At 39.6% G+C, this 18,104-nt stretch carries 13 protein-coding genes, 1 tRNA gene and 2 riboswitches; of the genes, 4 read left to right on the top strand and 10 right to left on the bottom strand.

Translation table 11 applies throughout. The features are described from left to right. Positions 1 to 178: 178 nt before the first annotated feature. Complete coding sequence (locus tag NST12_RS02980; RefSeq protein WP_081473049.1) at positions 179 to 331, bottom strand: YpzG family protein; 153 nt, start codon at positions 329 to 331, stop codon at positions 179 to 181. Positions 332 to 1,052: 721 nt separating this feature from the next. Here NST12_RS02980 and NST12_RS02985 point away from each other — a divergent pair. Beyond that, the gene (locus NST12_RS02985; RefSeq protein ID WP_328202384.1) at positions 1,053 to 2,414 is read left to right on the top strand and encodes an amino acid permease; all 1,362 of its coding nucleotides are present in this window, start codon (positions 1,053 to 1,055) and stop codon (positions 2,412 to 2,414) included. A 95-nt stretch (positions 2,415 to 2,509) separates the two neighbouring features. Here the strand turns inward: NST12_RS02985 and NST12_RS02990 are convergent, their stop codons facing one another. The 5 genes from NST12_RS02990 to NST12_RS03010 form a co-directional block, all read right to left on the bottom strand. Further along, on the bottom strand, positions 2,510 to 3,361 hold the full coding sequence (locus NST12_RS02990; RefSeq protein WP_327797225.1) for a TIGR03943 family putative permease subunit: 852 nt from the start codon (positions 3,359 to 3,361) through the stop codon (positions 2,510 to 2,512). Between the two features lie 97 nt (positions 3,362 to 3,458). After that, the gene (locus NST12_RS02995) at positions 3,459 to 4,343 is read right to left on the bottom strand and encodes a permease (protein ID WP_341028475.1); all 885 of its coding nucleotides are present in this window, start codon (positions 4,341 to 4,343) and stop codon (positions 3,459 to 3,461) included. A 557-nt stretch (positions 4,344 to 4,900) separates the two neighbouring features. Beyond that, positions 4,901 to 5,902, bottom strand: a complete 1,002-nt coding sequence (locus NST12_RS03000) for an ABC transporter substrate-binding protein (protein ID WP_341100191.1) — start codon at positions 5,900 to 5,902, stop codon at positions 4,901 to 4,903. Positions 5,903 to 5,918: 16 nt separating this feature from the next. After that, entirely contained in the window at positions 5,919 to 6,686 is a 768-nt protein-coding gene (locus NST12_RS03005) for an ABC transporter permease (RefSeq protein WP_341028477.1), read from the bottom strand. After that, positions 6,679 to 7,410, bottom strand: coding sequence for an ABC transporter ATP-binding protein (locus NST12_RS03010; protein WP_048622681.1), 732 nt, complete (start codon positions 7,408 to 7,410; stop codon positions 6,679 to 6,681). The genes NST12_RS03005 and NST12_RS03010 overlap by 8 nt, the downstream gene beginning before the upstream one ends. Positions 7,411 to 7,520: 110 nt before the next feature. Further along, a riboswitch (TPP riboswitch) is annotated at positions 7,521 to 7,624 on the bottom strand. Positions 7,625 to 7,854: 230 nt separating this feature from the next. Here NST12_RS03010 and NST12_RS03015 point away from each other — a divergent pair. Continuing rightward, a complete protein-coding gene (locus tag NST12_RS03015; protein ID WP_234395458.1) occupies positions 7,855 to 8,352 on the top strand; it encodes a competence protein ComK in 498 nt (165 codons plus the stop codon). Between the two features lie 466 nt (positions 8,353 to 8,818). After that, positions 8,819 to 9,006: riboswitch (Lysine riboswitch) on the top strand. Between the two features lie 805 nt (positions 9,007 to 9,811). After that, positions 9,812 to 11,263: an amino acid permease gene (locus tag NST12_RS03020; RefSeq protein WP_341028479.1), complete on the top strand. Its 1,452-nt coding sequence runs from the start codon at positions 9,812 to 9,814 to the stop codon at positions 11,261 to 11,263. Positions 11,264 to 11,565: 302 nt separating this feature from the next. On the opposite strand, the gene NST12_RS03025 is transcribed toward NST12_RS03020, so the two are convergent. The 3 genes from NST12_RS03025 to NST12_RS03035 form a co-directional block, all read right to left on the bottom strand. After that, positions 11,566 to 11,639, bottom strand: a tRNA-Pro gene (locus NST12_RS03025). Positions 11,640 to 11,977: 338 nt separating this feature from the next. Continuing rightward, the gene (locus NST12_RS03030) at positions 11,978 to 12,358 is read right to left on the bottom strand and encodes a YmaF family protein (protein WP_270584571.1); all 381 of its coding nucleotides are present in this window, start codon (positions 12,356 to 12,358) and stop codon (positions 11,978 to 11,980) included. A 445-nt stretch (positions 12,359 to 12,803) separates the two neighbouring features. Beyond that, positions 12,804 to 13,085 carry a hypothetical protein gene (locus NST12_RS03035; protein ID WP_048622683.1) on the bottom strand — a complete coding sequence of 94 codons (282 nt, stop codon included), beginning with the start codon at positions 13,083 to 13,085 and terminating at the stop codon, positions 12,804 to 12,806. 475 nt (positions 13,086 to 13,560) lie between these two features. Between NST12_RS03035 and NST12_RS03040 the strand changes: the two genes are divergently transcribed. Beyond that, entirely contained in the window at positions 13,561 to 14,172 is a 612-nt protein-coding gene (locus NST12_RS03040; RefSeq protein WP_003353878.1) for a flavin reductase family protein, read from the top strand. Between the two features lie 348 nt (positions 14,173 to 14,520). Here the strand turns inward: NST12_RS03040 and NST12_RS03045 are convergent, their stop codons facing one another. Then, on the bottom strand, positions 14,521 to 17,652 hold the full coding sequence (locus NST12_RS03045; protein WP_341100195.1) for a sensor domain-containing protein: 3,132 nt from the start codon (positions 17,650 to 17,652) through the stop codon (positions 14,521 to 14,523). Between the last annotated feature and the right edge of the window lie 452 nt (positions 17,653 to 18,104).

Below are 18,104 nucleotides of genomic sequence, written 5' to 3' on the forward strand. Positions count from 1 at the left end.
AAGGAAGAAAAGAGAATGGCGCCTTTACCGAGACAAAAAAGAAAAAGGATTAATCGTTTCCGCTTTTTAGCCCGTTTGTGATAGAAGAATCAATAGCAACACCGTACCGAAGCTCTTCTTAAACTTTCAGGCTGGTCCCACTGTTGTACCGGTGGACCAGCCTGGTGAATTCAAGAGTTTACCAGCGGTGTGCTTTCGCGTTTCTTCTTAAAATAAAATTGGTTTTTGACATTTCAGTATGCCCGTTCACTTGTGATTTGGAGCGTTTCGGTCTTGTCCAATTGTGGTGAAAAAGTTCTGAGTGCGGATCAAGCTGATCTTTATAACTCATCTTATCACCTCTTTGAAAGGATAGGCGATATTCAACGAGGAATATCATATATAGGTTTTGTAACATCGAAAGAAATATTCTTTCGATGAAGCATTAGTGCTTTTCCAATTTTCCCAAAATAAAATAAGAGGAAGGAAAAACGTACTGTTTGCCGATAGCGCCGTCAAAAGATGCTCAGCGGCTAAAGCCATTGATAAGGAATGAAAAACTTGTAAGATTTTGTGACATGTAATACAATAAAGAAAAAATAAAAAATTCTAATAATTAAAATAAAACAAAAGGAGGATATGTTGAAAATGATGGATTATGGCAATAGTTGGGAAAATTTTTCGATAACATAGGTGTTTTCATTTCAAAGATCGAGGAAAGGGCAAGTAGAGGGGCTTTCACCGGATATTTCTGTTTTATATTTAAGAAATTTTCAGATTCTTTTCAAAATGGTTCTGGTTTTGTTGAATTTTATTGTATAATAGTAAGAAATAGCATGAGTGGTGGAGTGAAGGAAGAGTGTGAAACAGGAAAGTCTTCCTAAAACTCTTTTTTTGTTTGCTGAAAATAATTTTTCGGCGGACAAGCCCCCTTTATTTGCATATCACTTGTTCTCTTGCCATTCTGTCCAATCGGCAGTGTAGCTGAGGCGAAAAACGTTCTTTAAGGAACAGGAAAAACAAAACTTTCCATTACACGGAAGCAGTGCGTATGAAAAGAAAGGATGAAACAAATGTCAGATAACAGATCTTTGCAGCGTGGTTTAAAGAACCGGCATATTCAGCTAATTGCTATTGGGGGGGCAATCGGCGTAGGGCTGTTCTTGGGTTCAGGAAAATCGATCCATTTTGCCGGGCCTTCTATTATGCTCGTTTATTTGATTACGGGGATTATGCTCTTTTTCATGATGCGCGCCTTGGGAGAATTGCTTCTTTATCGGCCGACGACAGGTTCGTTTACGGATTTTGCTGAAACGTTTATCGGACCGTGGGCAGGTTTTATTACAGGTTGGACCTATTGGTTTTGTTGGATTGTGACCGGAATAGCCGAAATCACAGCCGTAGGTTTGTATGTGAAATTCTGGTTCCCCGACTTGCCTCAATGGATCCCTGCGCTTATATGTGTTCTTGTATTGTTTGCAATCAATATGGCAACAGTAAAAGCGTTCGGAGAGATGGAATTTTGGTTTGCGATTATTAAGGTTGTGACGATTGTAGCCTTAATAGTCATTGGATTGATTTTGGTTTTTACCGGATATAAAAGCCACGGCACCCATGCTACGTTTTCTAATCTTTGGAGCCACGGCGGGATTTTTCCGAATGGAGTTTCCGGATTTCTGCTGGCTTTCCAAATGGTCGTGTTCGCCTATGTTGGAATTGAACTTGTGGGGGTGACAGCCGGTGAAGCGGAAAACCCGGAAGTTACTTTGCCAAAAGCGATTAACAATATACCCATTCGCATTTTGATTTTTTACATCGGCGCTTTACTTGTCATTATGTCGATTTATCCGTGGAATGGGGTCGATCCGAACAGCAGTCCATTTGTGAAAGTGTTTTCGCTTATCGGCATTCCTGCTGCTGCAGGTATTATTAATTTTGTCGTGCTGACTTCAGCAGCTTCTTCCTGCAACAGTGGTATTTTTAGCACTAGCCGAATGCTTTATACGCTGGCAAACGAAGGAAAAGCGCCGAAGAAGCTGAAAGAGCTGAATGAACAAAGCGTTCCTGCACCTGCTCTTATCACTTCAACGCTTGTGCTTTTGATCGGTGTTTTATTAAACTATTGGCTACCGGATCAAGTGTTCACGTTGGTGACGAGCATTTCAACCATTTGCTTTATATGGGTATGGGGCGTTATATTAATCGCTCATTTGCGATTCCGGAAATTAAAACCGGAAGAGGCTGAGAAAATTTCATTTAAAATGCCGTTTGCTCCTGTTTCAAACTGGATTGTGCTAGCCTTCTTTGTATTTATTCTTGTCGTGCTCGGACTGGCCGATGATACGCGGGTAGCTTTGTTTGTCACCCCGGTATGGTTTATTCTTCTGGCCATTGCGTATGGAATTACGAAGAGAAAACAAAAAGGCGCGTTGTAAAATTTCAATCCTTTAGATGCAAGAACCCCGTTCCGAATTTGGAACGGGGTTCTTTTCGGGCATCGGCGGCCGAAATATCTACGGATGTCGTGAGATTAATATTGCCGATATACATAAGGATCTTTCGGTTTTGGTATTTCTTCCCATTTGGTTACTTTTAAATAAGGAATATTTTCTTTAAATGGCTGATAATAAGTGGTTTCCAGCGTTCCTTCTACTTGCAGCCATTCATCTTTGTGTATTTGGGACTTCATGTCTTTTGGAAACTCGACAAGCATTCCATATACTCCGGCATCGGCTATGCAATGGATAATCCCGAAGCGGAGAACAAATAATTGATTGTTTTCAATGTCATCTGTTCGATATGCGAATCCTTTTAAAACAACTTTTTTGTCAATAAAATTGCCCGGATGGTTATAAATGGATTCCAACGCTCGAAAATAATGTTTATCGTCCAGAACGATCCGGTTTTCGGACCCATATTTTTTCAAATCATTTTTGTCCATTTGATTATAGGCAATTTTGTCGTAATAAGGGCTGGCATCTGGACGCAAAATTTGATGGTTGGCATATTGATCGGTATCGTTGTCGATAAAAGAAAAGTGAAAACCTTTCGCTTTTACGATTGTGGAGTCCAATGTTGCTGCCGGCAAAAAAATGCCCGTTATGATGGGAATCAGCATCATAGTATAAGTGAATACTTTTTTCAAAATCGTATCTTCGTCATGGGAATGATCGTGGCCATGGTCGTGATCGTGATTGTGATCTTTACGTTTATCGCCTCTTGCCCATTGAATCAATTGATACAACGTTAAAAAGCCCATCAAAAAGATCATGCTGAAGGAAAGATACGAATATTTCATATTAATATATTTGCTGATATCTCCTTTGGCGTGCAGCATCATAAAAAAATACGTGAAGCCGAATAAAATAATAATCCTGAGCACGATAAACACCTCCTATACAAAGTCTCCTCTGTCGACTGTTTAAAAAGGTTCTACATTTGATTGAAGCAACAGGATTGTTGTGAAAGAAGCCACTTAGCTAAATGATTAATGCTCCGACAAAAACACATACAGCAATCAGTGAAACAAGCACAAACACAAACCGTTTTTGAAAAGCGTCAAGCATCATGAATAAATTTTTGATATCCACCATCGCTCCAAACACTAAAAAAGCAATAATCGGACCTGTTCCGAAAAGCCCGGAAAAAGAAGAGGCGATAAATGCATCGGCTTCTGAACAAATCGACAGGATAAAAGCCAGCGCCATCATGACCAAAACGGCCGTTACTTTCGAATGACCGAATTCAAGCAAAGCGCTCGTTTTGAAAAAGGTTTGCATGGCGGAAGAAATCAGGGCTCCAAAAATTAAAAATTTCCCAACAGAGAAAAATTCGTCAATGGCATGGTCGATGGTTCCGACTATTTTCGAGCGAAGGCTCATTTTATGAGAACCATGTGAATGATTGTGAGCAAAATGATCGATCGCTTGTCTTAATTGTTGATCATTAAATATATAAGAAATGGCAATGCTTACGACTATGGAAACTCCAATGGCTAAGCTGCAGCGATACAGCGCCATTTTCCAACTGTCCCCGAAAGCGACGAAAGTTGAAAATATGACAATAGGATTTATAATCGGGCCGCTCAACATAAAAGCAATGGCGGCATGGAGAGGAACATTTTTTTGTACAAGTCGTCGTGTAATGGGAACGATGCCGCATTCGCAGCCTGGAAACAACGATCCAATACAAGAGCCAAGAGCGGCGGAAGCAAAACGATTGGCTGGGATCATTTTGGCGATCATTTCCTCTGTTACAAACATTTGAATCAACGCTGACAAAAATACGCCGATGACAACAAACGGCAAAGCTTCGATGATGATACTGATGAAAATGGTATTCATTTGTAATAATGTTTGACTCATTGATTTCCACCTCGAATATTCTAGTGTAAGTCTAGACGAACAAAGGGTAGAAATACACTCAAGCACAATAAAAAGAAGCTTAAAAGAAAGAGTGTAAATGATCCATCATGAATCTGAAAGAACTCTGTTTCAATTCCTTCGTATTGGATCCAATAATATTATTAGATGTTTTTATCAAATCACTATCCATATCAACAGTCAAGCAATCTGTTAATCTGTCGGACAGTATAAGAATTTATCAATGGTCCATGGGAAATATGAGAGTCATTCTTGACGACGATGTTGCATGTCTACAAAGCAAAAGAATGCCATATGTCATCATATCAAAATGGATCGATTCATACGAGTGGAAAATAGTAGACATTTAGACAAACTTTTAAATATCCTGGTTAAAAGAAAATGGTCAACGGAAAAAGAGGAGAAGCGTTAAGCGAGACTTTGAATTTGGACCGATACGACAGACATCGCCGTTATGGAGATTAGCTGAAAGAAATGGGCTTCAATGAACAAAGCCCGCGATAAGATTTCTTATCGTGGGCCCCTGCTCAATCGATTATTTATTGATTGATATTGTAAAAGGCTTTCTTCACGTCGATCTTTTCTTTGATCACCTTATTTTTGTAAAGCCAATCGTTAACATGTTCCCAAACTTCTTGGTCTTGATAGCCAAATGGCTTGTCTTTGCTGTTCATTAAAGGAAGCAGGATGTTCAAACTTTTTGTTTCTACTTGTTTATCAAGAGGGAAACTGTCGTTTTCATGGTCAAGCAGAATCTTTAAACCGGCTTGAGGGTTTTTAGTAACTTCTGATTGCCCTTTTGCAACAGCTTTCCAGAACTTTTTATACACATCCTTCTTTTCTTGAAGTCCTTTTTCGCTTGCAACCAAAACAAGCTCATAATAATCAGGAACGCCATATTGAGCCGGGTTAAATATCCGAACAGGATGTCCTTCTTTTTCTAAAAGGATGCGTTCATGATTGATATAGCCGCCAATAATGCCATCTACTTTCTTGGAGGTGATCGCCGGAATTAAATCAAAGCCGACATCCGTCCTTTTGACTTTTTTTGGATTGCCGCCGTCTGTTTGGATCATCGTATTTAATATGGCTTGTTCTATATCGATAGATGAATAGCCGATATTTTTTCCTTCCAAATCTTTAGGACGGTGGATTGAGCTGTTAGTTGGAACCATTATACAGTCAAGTGGATGTCTGACAATGGCCGCTAAAGATACAACCGGAATTCCTTCAGCACGGGAAACGATTAATTGCGGCTGGTAGCTAATCGCTAAGTCGACTTTTCCTGCCGCGACAAGTTTCAACGGATCGTTGGTTTCAGCCGGCATTTTAATGTCAACATCAAGCCCTTCTTTGGCAAAATACCCTTTTTCTTTCGCTGTATAAATGGCGGAATGGACAGCATTTGGATACCAATCCAGCATGATCGTTACCTTTTGCTTTCCATCCTTAGTCTTTGCTGTATCTTGTTGTGAGGAACAACCCGCTGCAATCAATACGAACAATAAACTTACACCAATCAATCGGATGATTTTTTTCATGACTCAACACCCATTTCTATGATTTTCTATTCCATTTTAAAAAGCTTTTTTCAATGAAAGTGGCTATACTAAATAAAACCAATCCTAGAACCGTTAATAAAGCAACGGCTGCAAATACTCCTTCGGCATTTAAATTTCCTGACATTCTTCTCGTGTAATATCCGAGTCCTTCGCTGGCTCCAAGCCATTCGCCAATGGTTGCACCAACGATGGAATAAATAACGGCCATCTTAATGCCAGAAAAAAGAGAAGGCATGGCGAAGGGAACTTCTACTTTTATAAATATTTTCCATTTGGACGCGCCCATGGACCGTAACAGATCCACATAATCTTGATCGATATTTTTGAATCCATCATAGCAGCTGATCACGATAGGGAAAAAAGCAACCAGCACCGTTACAGCGATTTTGCTCCAAATATCATATCCAAACCAAAGGACAAAGATGGGCGAGAGGGCAATGACAGGAATCGTTTGAGAAAACAAGACAAAAGGATAAAGCATTTTTTCTACCAGCTTGGAAAAGTGCATGGCGAGTGCGATGGTGATCCCGCCTGCGAAAGAAAAAGCAAAACCGATCAAAGCTTCTTTCAACGTTGCCGGTGTATGTACCCATAACAAAGCCTGTTTCTGTTCGTAAAGCATTTCTAACACTTTGGAAGGAGCAGGAATGATAAAAGATGGGACTTTTCCGGTTCTTGCCGCCCACTCCCATAGAGAAACGGCAATGATGACCAAGAGCCCGAATGCTCCATAATCTGCTAACAATCTCTTTAACTTACTCATTGGCAATCTTCTTTTCTATTGTTTTTCGATAGGTTTGCACTTCCGGCCAATAAACCATGTCGACACTCCTAGGTCTAGGCAAATCCACGATGATTTCTTCCACTTTATGGTCAGCGTGTAACAGCAAAATTTTATCGCTTAACAAAATGGCTTCTTCTAAGTCATGTGTGATAAATAAGATGGTGTTGTCCAATTCCTTCCAAATCGATAACAGCCAATCGTGCATTTCTCTCTTTGTCAAAGCGTCAAGAGCAGCGAAAGGTTCATCGAGGAGCAAAACTTCGCTTCCCATAAAAAGTGTTCGCAGAAATGCCACCCTTTGTCTCATGCCTCCGGAAAGCTGTTTTGGCAAAGCGTTCTTCCAACGGATCAAGCCAATGCGTTTCAGCCATTCTTCAGCATCGGCTTTCGTCAAGTTTCGCTTATTTTGAACTTCCAAAGGGAGCATGATGTTGTCTATCACGGTACGCCACGGAAGTAGTAAATCTCGTTGGGGCATATAACCAACACTACCGGGGCCCGGTGTTTTTCCGTTGACGGAAATGATCCCTTCCTCACATGGAAACAAGCCGGCAATCAGTTTTAATAGTGTACTTTTTCCTGTCCCGCTTTTTCCGATTAATGAAACAAATTCTCCTTTTTCGATATGAGCGGAAAAGTTAAAGATGACCGGTTTTGTTTCACCGGGATAGGTATAGGAAACATTTTCTAAACACACAGACATTTTTCGTGTTCCTCCTTTCCTCTTGAGTTTTCCTTTTCTCTTTGAGGCGGGAAAGATGAAAAAACCCGCTCTTCAGCCTAAAGAGCGGGTTCATCTTCAATGTCCATTTCAAAAAGACTCCACCACTTCCCTACGCTGGCATTACCCATCTCAGGTTCAAAGGGTTTAGAACGAACGTTCAATCTCAGCCTTGTCGGCTCCCCTAGTGTGTTGTAAGCAACTATTAAATTCTTATAGTCTATCGTAGCAAAATCATTCAGAAAAGTAAAACGTAATCGAAACATTTTGTTTATAAAAAAACTTTTCCTTTCAGTATCTCCAAGAAATGAACGGTTTGTTTCGAAATATGAAAAATTTATAAACATTATATAAATTCAGATAATTATTATCCGTTATGGAGTATAATGGTTAAAAATTGGAAAGGGGAGAATCTCTTTGAAAAAAGTGGTAAATTTAATTACTAAAAAAACGATGGCAATCGCTCCGGCTTATGATCTTGAACATGAATCCATCATTTATGAAGTGGACCGCACGTTTTTCAGCAAAAAACGTCCGCTGGAAATTTTGGATGATGCCTGCATTTGCCGCTGTTCCACTTATGAAGGAAGAATTCGTGCTGTCCGAAGAAAATTAGGTCACTATAAAAAAACTCCTCTGATGATTTCTCCGGATGAAATGCTCTACGCCTTTCCTACTAAATCACCTGAACGATATGATTGTATATGGGTTTTTCCGCGTCATGTGAAAGATTGGAGAGAGGCAGGGGAGAATGCGTTGATGGTTCGATTTTTTAACGGATTGGAAATTACCGTCAATTGTTCCTCTTACACTTTCAAGCGTCAAAAAGAAAAAACAGCGGACTGCTTAATGCACTTTTCTGATCCTCCGTTTGTACATATTAAAGGGTTTTCAGCAATCAAAAAGGAAACGGAGAAGATTTAAAATTTACTTTTCATTTGCCATAAGGGAATCCTATTTTTAGGATCAGCTCTTTTGGAGCGATTCTTTCTTCATCAGTTTTTCTGATTTGTTTTTGCACAATTTTGCAAACGATTTCTTTTTGTGGGGTTGATGTACTGAAAGGCTGATTCACTAGAGCTGTTTTTCTTTTAGAAAGGATTTTGCTGTGAATCAGCTTTTTTTATTTTACCGAATCGTGTATGGAAATTCTTTAATAGTGCCAAAACAAGATGAAGATTGAATTGGGTCAAAAGTTCTAAAATCTAGTGGACGATCATAAATGAGAAAATATGATTATGCCACCGATAACAAGAAAGAATAATAGAATTTTTGGAGGAAATGGAATCAATGATCGTAAAAACGAAATAATTAGTAGTTGCATTATTTTTCGTTATTATTCTATAATTTTTAGTGTGATAATTGAATAACGAGTTAAATCCTCATCAATTGATGGGGTAGAGGTCGCGGCTTTTATGAGTAATTCGGACGAGATGCTGAGAACATTGACGACTCCGAAGGAAAGGAAAGGCCGCCGAAGTCCGTCCTGTTCTCAGAAGGCGCGGGCTGGGGCTGTATCCGAATAGGAACAGAACTGTCACGCTTTTTGCCCGTAAAGCGTGGAGCACTACTGAAGAAGTATGATGAGGGGTATTTCTATATTTGCGCCATCGAATCTTCTTCGGTGGCGCTTTTGTGTGCGCCCGGCATGGGTGTAATCTATAGGGTGAAAGTCCCGAGCTGCGAAGGCAGAAGTAGCAGTTAGCTTAACGCAAGGGTGTCCGTGGTGACGCGGAATCTGAAGGAAGCGGGCGGCAAACTTCCGATCTGAGGAACACGAACTTCATATGAGGCTAGGTATGATTGAGTGAGTTTGCATAACAAAACAAAGCTCTTTCTGTCGAAGGTCATATCGAGTAAATGAGGCGGATAGATGGTGTGAAAGTGCATGTACTTACCCGGGGAGGTCTGGCGGATATGTGAAGTACTCTTCATAACCTACTTAGTGATAAGTAGCTGAACCGTCAGAAGTCAGCAGAGGTCATAGTATTAGTTGGTCTAGAACAACTAAGAAGGACCGAACAATTAAGAGAGAATAGCCCTTGGTATTCAGTGAGTCATGATGAACACAGAAAACGTAGTACCTCACTTGAGGGAGGAAGCGGTGAATCCCGTGGGAGACCTCTTGGAGGGTGGAGTGACCACTGGCATAAAGAGAACAGCTATTCACGGAAGTTATAAAGACTTGCGTCAATTATCTTAATTGAACCGCCGTATACGGAACCGTACGTACGGTGGTGTGAGAGGACGGGAGTTAATCGCTCCCTCCTACTCGATTATTTAAAGCCAATAAGGATCAACGAGTTTTAATAATGAATCTGTTTAGGCAGTCATCACCGCTTTTTATCTGCAGCAGAATGATGGCAAAGGAGTGTTTAGTTGAATGGTGAAAATACAAGACAGTAGAAATGCGACGGAGACGGGCAAGTTAAAAAGAGGACTTCGATCGCGTCATTTAACGATGATTTCTCTTGGGGGCACAATCGGTACCGGATTGTTTCTGGCCAGCGGCGGAGCGATTCATACGGCAGGGCCTGGAGGAGCGTTATTGTCTTATTTGATTATTGGAATTATGGTGTACTTTTTGATGACGAGTTTAGCGGAAATGGCTGCCTATATGCCGATCACTGGAAGTTTTAGTACGTATGCGACTAAATTTGTTGATCCTGCTTTAGGATTTGCCCTCGGCTGGAACTATTGGTATAACTGGGCCATTACCATTGCGGCAGAATTATCTGCTGTTACCATGATTATGAAATTTTGGTTTCCGCATAGCCCCTCATTGCTTTGGAGCGGACTTTTCCTATTGATTATGTTTATATTGAATTATTTAGCAGTAAGAGGTTTTGGGGAAGCGGAATATTGGTTTTCCCTTATTAAAGTAGTGACGGTCATTGTCTTTATCGTCATGGGCACTTTAATGATTTTCGGCATTATTGGCGGAGAAGCCGTTGGATTTAAGAATTTTACGATCGGCGATGCTCCTTTCCACGGTGGATTTATGGCGATGCTTGGTATTTTTATGGCGGCCGGATTTTCTTTTCAAGGTACTGAGCTTCTTGGGATTACGGCCGGTGAAACCGATGATCCGGAAAAAAATATTCCAAAAGCGGTCCGGCAAGTCTTTTGGAGAATTCTTTTATTCTATGTATTAGCTATTTTAGTCATTAGCCTTCTAATTCCTTATACAAATCCAAACCTTGCAAACGATGATGTCTCGGTTAGTCCGTTTACGCTTGTCTTTCAAAAAGCAGGGGTTGCTTTTGCGGCATCTGTCATGAATGCCATAATTTTGACGGCGGTTTTATCTGCCGGAAACTCCGGAATGTACGCTTCGACAAGAATGTTGTGGAATTTGGCTATGGAAGGGAAGGCACCTAAATTTTTAGCCAAATTGGACAAACGAGGAGTTCCTGTTAATTCCTTGATTGTCACTGCGCTTGTCGGCTGTCTTGCCTTTTTGGCTTCCCTTTTTGGTGATGGGGTTGTGTATACATGGCTGCTAAACGCTTCCGGCATGACGGGATTTATCGCATGGCTTGGTATTGCTGTCAGCCATTACCGGTTCCGCAAAGCTTATGTTGCCCAAGGCTACAAGTTGGAAGATCTTCCTTACAGAGCGAAGCTTTTCCCGTTTGGTCCTATTTTTGCTTTTGTACTCTGCACAATCGTTATTTTAGGGCAAAATTACTCTGCCTTTATCGGCGATAAAATTGATTGGCACGGCATATTAGTTTCCTATATTGGCATTCCTGTTTTTCTCGTATTTTGGTTTGGCTATAAGATTGTAAAGAAAACAAAAGTGGTTTCATTAAAGGATGTTCAATTCAAATAAGTTTTGTAAAGAATGCTTATCCCCGCATGGTCCATCCATGCTGGGATTTTTCTTTGACTACGGGATCTATTGGAGTTTATGTCTGTTTATTTGCACCGTTGGCCAATAAAAAAGGAGAACAGACACCCGTGGTATTCCGTGAATTAGACAGAATAGGTATCGTGACGAACGATTAATGGAAAGAAAACTGTGTTCAAACATGAAGGAATAAAGTCGAGAAATTCGTTTCATTCTACCGTTTTCAGTATTGGGCGAGTGGGCGTAAAAAAAGAACCTTTGAGAGATCAAAGGTTCTTTTTGGATCGGGAAGACAGGATTTGAACCTGCGACCCCTACGTCCCGAACGTAGTGCTCTACCAAGCTGAGCTACTTCCCGGTATTTTTTCGACATTGATTATTATATACCTTATCACTGATTTTGTGAACTGCCTAAAAGTTATTTTTATTTTCGAAATTTTTTGCGACAGATTGATCGTTATAATAGTAAAAATAAAGAGCACCGACGGAAAATCGGTGCTCAATAGGTAGGTGTGGTAGACCTCGTGGTTTACCAACCAAAACCTTATCGCAATTGAAAGAATATCAGATTATGTCGAACTTTGTCGATGAAAAAATAATGGTTATACTTCCAATTTGTGGGAATTATTGTTTGCGAAGTTATGAAACATGGTGTGGATATGTGGATTACCTTTAAATTCACATCTGCGAAATAAACTATGAACTTGTTCTTCCGCTATATCTATGTCGATGAGGTGTAATTCCTTCTATGTTGGTTACCCCCTCGAATTTGTGATAATGACCGCCTTCAGAAAGTGGAATAGCCGGACCAGTAACCCCGCGGATCATATGTCGATGTCCATCATTAAAAGAAGTAAAAGCAAAATATCTATGTGTATGTTGAGATGTGTTTAGGGCGGGTTCAGTAATTCCGATAAATCTATGGTTATGCCCCGCGTTATAAGAGGTAGCTCCTCTAAAGCTGTGGACATGGAGAGAGATAAGCCTTCCGTCCCATGAGTTGACGTAAAGTGGATGGGAATGAACGGGGGCAGAATCATTCGAATGATACGTGTATCCGGAAACGGGTATCTCCATCAGCAAAACTCCTTTTCATTTTTTTATATTGTATGGGAAAAAGTCTAAAAAAGAGTGGGGATTTGCCTGAAGTGGATAGAACGATAGTTTGGCGGAATGATAGTGGTGGGTGAGCACCATCATTCGCACATCCACACTTATGTTCGACAATCAAACAGTCATTCGAACAGATGGTGTAATATCGTTGGATAAAATGGCATTCATAAACTGGAACGACCCAAAGTTCCAAACGGAAATGAAACGATTCCGAATAAAGGTTTAATGAAGGTGCGATGGGGCTAAGCAGAGAGCCGAGACGTTCATTAAATACGAAACGGGCATGAGAGCTGGATTTGAATACATCCTTGGCATCGTTAAATAGACGGCTTGGAATGTTTAAGAGTTTGGCTACAAAGAATGGAAAGATGAACGAGAAACAAAATTTCTGGTTGTGCCTTTAAAAAATTTACAGATTGTTTCGGAACGATAATAAGGTTGTTTTCAGTGACGCATAGCTTCCTATAGCGGCATAGCCATAGAACCATCCCATAAAAATGCCCGCGATCAAGTGGTGGCGATGGCTGATGAACACAGAGAACAGCAATCCAATGATGACCGCTACCGCCGGTACATATTTTTTAGGGACTTTCAAAAAAATCTTTATAACTTGAGTTAGAATGAATACAACAGGTACAGCGATGAAAGCATCCCAGACATTTGTTTGTATGACAGGAAAATGGAAATTCATTCATTTCATCCCTTTCTTTCGTATGAGTAGTATTTGTTTATTTGTCAGGAAATAAACCATTTAGGTGCTAGTAGACCCGGATATTGAAGTTTGGGACATCCATACAGGAATGCAGCCTGTCTTGCAGAATATTTTCTAAAAGGCTTTTAACGACAAACAGTCTTCTTGATTCTTCACTTTCCTTGAATCCATTTCTTTCATTTGCTATAATGAGTGACATTCTAATTATAAAATTTTTAGCTACATATCTTGATTTCGAAATATTAGAGAGCAGAATATATTCGAATGAAGAGGAAGGCTGATGTCGAAAACATTGAATTGGGGCTCACCATGAAATGTTCCAAAATGTGATGAACCACCCGGCCTTCCTCGGAACTTGTAGAAAATGGATGCTTTCAAAATAATTGGAGCCCAGAAAAGAAGAGGAATCGTGCTGTTTGTCTTATAATTCGGAAAAAGAAGGAGGAAGAAATCTTTGTTAACGATCGATCCATTATCTTTGCCGGAAAAGGAAAATTATAAGTTTTTAACGGGAGGAATTATTCCCCGCCCCATTGCGTTTGTTACCTCTTTATCTAAGGAGGGGGTATTGAATGGCGGGCCGTTTAGTTACTTTAATATCGTGGCCGCTAATCCACCGCTTTTGTCCATTTCGGTGCAAAGAAACAATGGAATGAAAAAGGATACGGCGAGAAACATTTTAGAAACGGGTGAATTTGTTGTTCATATTGTGGATGAAAGCAATGTGAAAAAAGTCAATCTGACGGCTGCTACCCTTCCGCCGGATGAAAGTGAAATTGAGTTGGCCGGACTGACCCCTGTTGAAAGCACAAAAATTTCTGTTCCGGGAGTCAAAGAGGCGAAAATTCGAATGGAATGTGTGTTGGAACAATCGCTCGAACTTGGCGGCAACGGAGAAAACGCTGCTTGTGATTTGATTATAGGAAAGATTGTTCAATACCATATTGACGAAAATCTTTATCATAAGGGAAGAATAGATGCCCGCCAATTGAAAGCTGTCAGCCGATTAGCCGGAAGCGATTATGCAAAACTTGGAGACTTTTTCTCTATCGAACGGCCGAAATGAGAAGAGGAAACCGAAGGAGATTTCATTTTTGGCGTTAAGGCTATGATCCTTAGTTTCCAACGTCAGAATTTGTAAGAGTATCTTTTGAAGGAATGGCGCAATGATTCGGATGAAAAAATCGCTTTGGATAAAGCGGGAAAGGTCATTATCGAGGGAATGGCGGACAAACACAAGTGTGATATCATGATTCCACGGAAATAGAAAGATGCAAAACGATAAATACCGGAATAGCGATGTTATTCATTGGAAAAACACAGCCCCTCTTCACCCTGAAGAGGGGCTAAATGGAACCGGAGGAATAAAATTACTTATAAGTGAATAAGTTCATCTTTCAGAGTAAAGTCCGTTTTATTCTTTTTTTAGAAGCTTTTTTTCAATTTGTTCACTCTTTAAAGGTTTGCTAAATAAGTACCCTTGTCCAAGGTCACATCCGTATTGCGCAAGGATTTGAAGCTGATCTTCGGTTTCGATTCCTTCGGCCACTACACGTAAATTTAAATTATGGGCAAGGGAAATAATAGAATGTACAAGAGAAGCATTTTTTTGATTCGTTAATTCTTCGACAAATGATTTGTCTAGTTTTAAAACGTCGACTTGCAATTTCATTAAATACGACAAAGAAGAAAAACCGGTTCCAAAATCGTCAATGGCAATTTGGACTCCCATTTGCTTCAGCTTTTGGATCGTTTGAATTGTCGTATCGAAATCTTGAATCATCGTGCTTTCTGTCATTTCTAATATAAGATATTGAGGTTCGATCTCTGCTTTTTTTATTAAGTTTAATATGTCTTCGACTAACGTTCCTTTTTCAAAATGCTGAGGCGAAATGTTGACGGAAACGGGAACCTTATGAAAACCAAGCAATTGCCATTTCTTCATTTGCTTCCCAACTTGTTCAAGAACCCAATGTGTAATGGGAACAATTAAATCTAATTCCTCCGCACGAGAAATAAATTCACTCGGGGCGATCATTCCTTTTTGAGGATGGTTCCAACGAATTAAGGCTTCTAAAGATTCAATCCGTTTCGTTAATAGATTAAATTTCGGCTGATAGACTAAATAAAATTCGTTATTAAGGATGGCTCTTTGAATATCACTTTCGAATGAATCGTTGAAATCCGTTAGCTTGCCGCAAAATTGATAATTGTTCTTCCCGAATTGTTTCGCTTTGTGAAGAGCTTGATTTGCATGTTTTAATAATGTGGAGATATCTCCGCCGCAATTTGGATAGATGCCAATTCCAATAGAAGAAGTCGTCTTAAATTCATGGTTTTTGATTTTCCATGGCTCTTGCAGTGCCGATAAAATTCGTTTTGCCAGATTGCCCACATCTTCGATCGAAATTCCTGTAAGCAAGATCGCAAATTCGTCTCCGCTCAATCGCGCCAATGTATCTTCTTTACGAATGCATGCTTTCACCCGTTTCACAAACTGGATCAATAACTCGTCTCCTACGTCATGGCCTAACGTATTATTCACCCATCTAAACTGGTCTAAATCCAAAAACATGACAAAAAACGGTTCTTGACGGCTTTTAGCTTGATTCATCGTATGGTGGAGGCGTTCCATAAATAAGCGGCGATTGTAGGAACCGGTTAGATAATCATGGAAAGCCATGTTTTCTAATTCTGCTTCATATTGTTTTCGTTCTGTCACTTCTTTTGAAACGCAAAGAATGTGATGAAGCTCCTGGTTCTCGCCATACACGGGTGTCATCTTTGTTTCTAGCCAAATAAAAGAACCCTCTTTATGTTTAAAACGGAATTCCACCGAACTATGCTCTTTTGTTTTTAAAACGTTTTGAAAACACCTAACCACTCGTTCGATGTCTTCTTTGTGAACAAGTTTATAAGGGAATTCGCTTCCTTCATTTAGAACGATTCCTAAAACGGTACGATGTGAAGGAGAAGAATATAAAATATTCATATCAGCGTCAAGAAGAGAAACGAGGTCGGTCGTGTTTTCCGCAATTAATCGATACTTCGCTTCATATTCCTGTAATTTTCTTTCCTCTTTCACGATAAAATTTTGTAAAAACGCTATTATATAGGCCGTTTTCACTTGCTCATTATCGATAAGCGAGAGATTATTATCCACATCTGTTAAATTTTCATCATTACGGCCAAAAATCGTGTCAACCAGTTCGGACGTTCCGTCTAACTCGATCTGGAATGACTTTTTCAATGACGTCTTATTTTCAGGAATCTCCACAGAAAGATTTTTCCCAAGCACTTCATTTTCTGAATAATCGTATGTCGATTTTTGATTTATTTTTTGGAGATTGACAATCGATTCGATTATATTAGAAAAAGGGTCTGGAATTTTTTTTGCACGAATTCGTTCATTTTGGCTGCTCTTTTGTTCAGTAATGTTTTGGGCAATCCCCAATACACCGGTTACAGTATTGTTCACAATAATCGGAATATTGGTTAGTTTAAGCAATACACGCTCTTTTTTCTGATTATAAATGGAACATTGGTAGTGTCTGATTTCTCCTTGCAAGACAGCATGGAAATGTTCCATTGCAGACGCCAGACTATCAGGTGTTATTAAGGAAGCAAATGAACAGTTCATAAGATCTTTCCATCTATATCCGGTCACTTGTTCAACCGAGTGATTGGCCTTTAAAATACGACCCTTCAAATCCAATTGGAAGATAAGAACGGGATGGTTTTTTGCTGCAGATTGATGATACTGTTGGCTTTCTTTGAACTGACGCTCTTTTTCCGTTTGTTCCGATATCTCTTTAAAAATCCCCATAAAGCCTATGATTTCTCCGTTTTTATTTTTTATGGAGGAATACGAAGTGTTCACATGAAGCGGTCTACCATCTTTTCGTTTCCATGTTGTTCGATGAAAAAGGAATTTATTTTCTTTTTGCAATGGGATGGACCGATTGTGGCATTCTTCCTCAAAACGACCCGGCGTGAGCTTTAAATGATGGATAGGGAGCCCAACGACATCTTCTTCTTTCCAACCAAATAACGAGGCAAAGGAAGGGTTGGCGCGGATGATGGTCCAATTGGAATCCATTATCAATATCCCATCCGATGTCGCGGCGAAAAAAGATTCAAAAATGGAACGCAAAGGAATGAAGTCTTCCTCGATTTTTTTTCGTTTGTTTCCAACTCTTCCGATCACTATCATATGAGTACATTTTCCTTGAGAATTAAAAATAGGGGTGATCGCTAATTCACTTACATTCTGGCCGATGATAGACTGAATTCCGTTATTATACTCTAAGCAGCGGGCTGCAATGAGCGCTTTGTTTAATGCATCATGGAGGTTTGACGCATACGGATCGGGAAGCACTTCTTCCGCAAATTTTCCGTATTTTTCTTTGTTGATACCGACTTTAAAAGCTGTTTCATTTGCTGTCAGCAATTGAAACTTTCCATCTATGACTTCAAAAAGGAGGGCAAAATCTGTCATTTGATGAAAAGCTTTCTCAATCATTTCTAATAAAGTAGAATTTGACATATTGAAACCCCTTTTAGTATAATCTCAAATTCATCTATCTTATTTTCTTTATGTTGATAATTTTTTAACTTTTTCACGAAAAAATACACATCTATTTTATCTATAAGAGTGTGTATAAAAGGTTTGTAGAAACTTTCTTATTATACTTTTTTTACATATTAATACAAAATACTACAAATGACAACTGACAAAGGCTGATTGAGTCGAGTTTTTTCAAATTTTCGTTTTTTTGCATGAAATTAGGAAATTATAAAAATTTTATTGAAAGCGTTATAGCAATCAAAAAATGATTTGGTACCGTCAAGAATTTTGTGTAATGTAAGATAGATAGGGTATCTCTGAAATAGATTTAGAATAGAGGGGAAGACTGGTTTCCTCCATACAGGAGACTGAATATTCAGTCTCCTGTGTGGAAAGAGAGAATCCCCCTTATCTCATTGATTTACATTATT

The sequence above is a fragment of the Bacillus sp. FSL W8-1127 genome (assembly GCF_038006725.1).
GTDB lineage: Bacteria > Bacillota > Bacilli > Bacillales > DSM-4216 > Bacillus_O > Bacillus_O smithii.

Bases quoted from the DNA above. Each gene is read 5' to 3' on its own strand.
- NST12_RS03045 (WP_341100195.1), bottom strand. From the start codon at position 17,652: ATGTCAAATTCTACTTTATTAGAAATGATTGAGAAAGCTTTTCATCAA.
- NST12_RS02980 (WP_081473049.1), bottom strand. From the start codon at position 331: ATGAGTTATAAAGATCAGCTTGATCCGCACTCAGAACTTTTTCACCAC.
- NST12_RS02995 (WP_341028475.1), bottom strand. From the start codon at position 4,343: ATGAGTCAAACATTATTACAAATGAATACCATTTTCATCAGTATCATC.
- NST12_RS03035 (WP_048622683.1), bottom strand. From the start codon at position 13,085: ATGAATTTCCATTTTCCTGTCATACAAACAAATGTCTGGGATGCTTTC.
- NST12_RS03000 (WP_341100191.1), bottom strand. From the start codon at position 5,902: ATGAAAAAAATCATCCGATTGATTGGTGTAAGTTTATTGTTCGTATTG.
- NST12_RS03020 (WP_341028479.1), top strand. From the start codon at position 9,812: ATGGTGAAAATACAAGACAGTAGAAATGCGACGGAGACGGGCAAGTTA.
- NST12_RS03010 (WP_048622681.1), bottom strand. From the start codon at position 7,410: ATGTCTGTGTGTTTAGAAAATGTTTCCTATACCTATCCCGGTGAAACA.
- NST12_RS03005 (WP_341028477.1), bottom strand. From the start codon at position 6,686: ATGAGTAAGTTAAAGAGATTGTTAGCAGATTATGGAGCATTCGGGCTC.
- NST12_RS02985 (WP_328202384.1), top strand. From the start codon at position 1,053: ATGTCAGATAACAGATCTTTGCAGCGTGGTTTAAAGAACCGGCATATT.
- NST12_RS03030 (WP_270584571.1), bottom strand. From the start codon at position 12,358: ATGGAGATACCCGTTTCCGGATACACGTATCATTCGAATGATTCTGCC.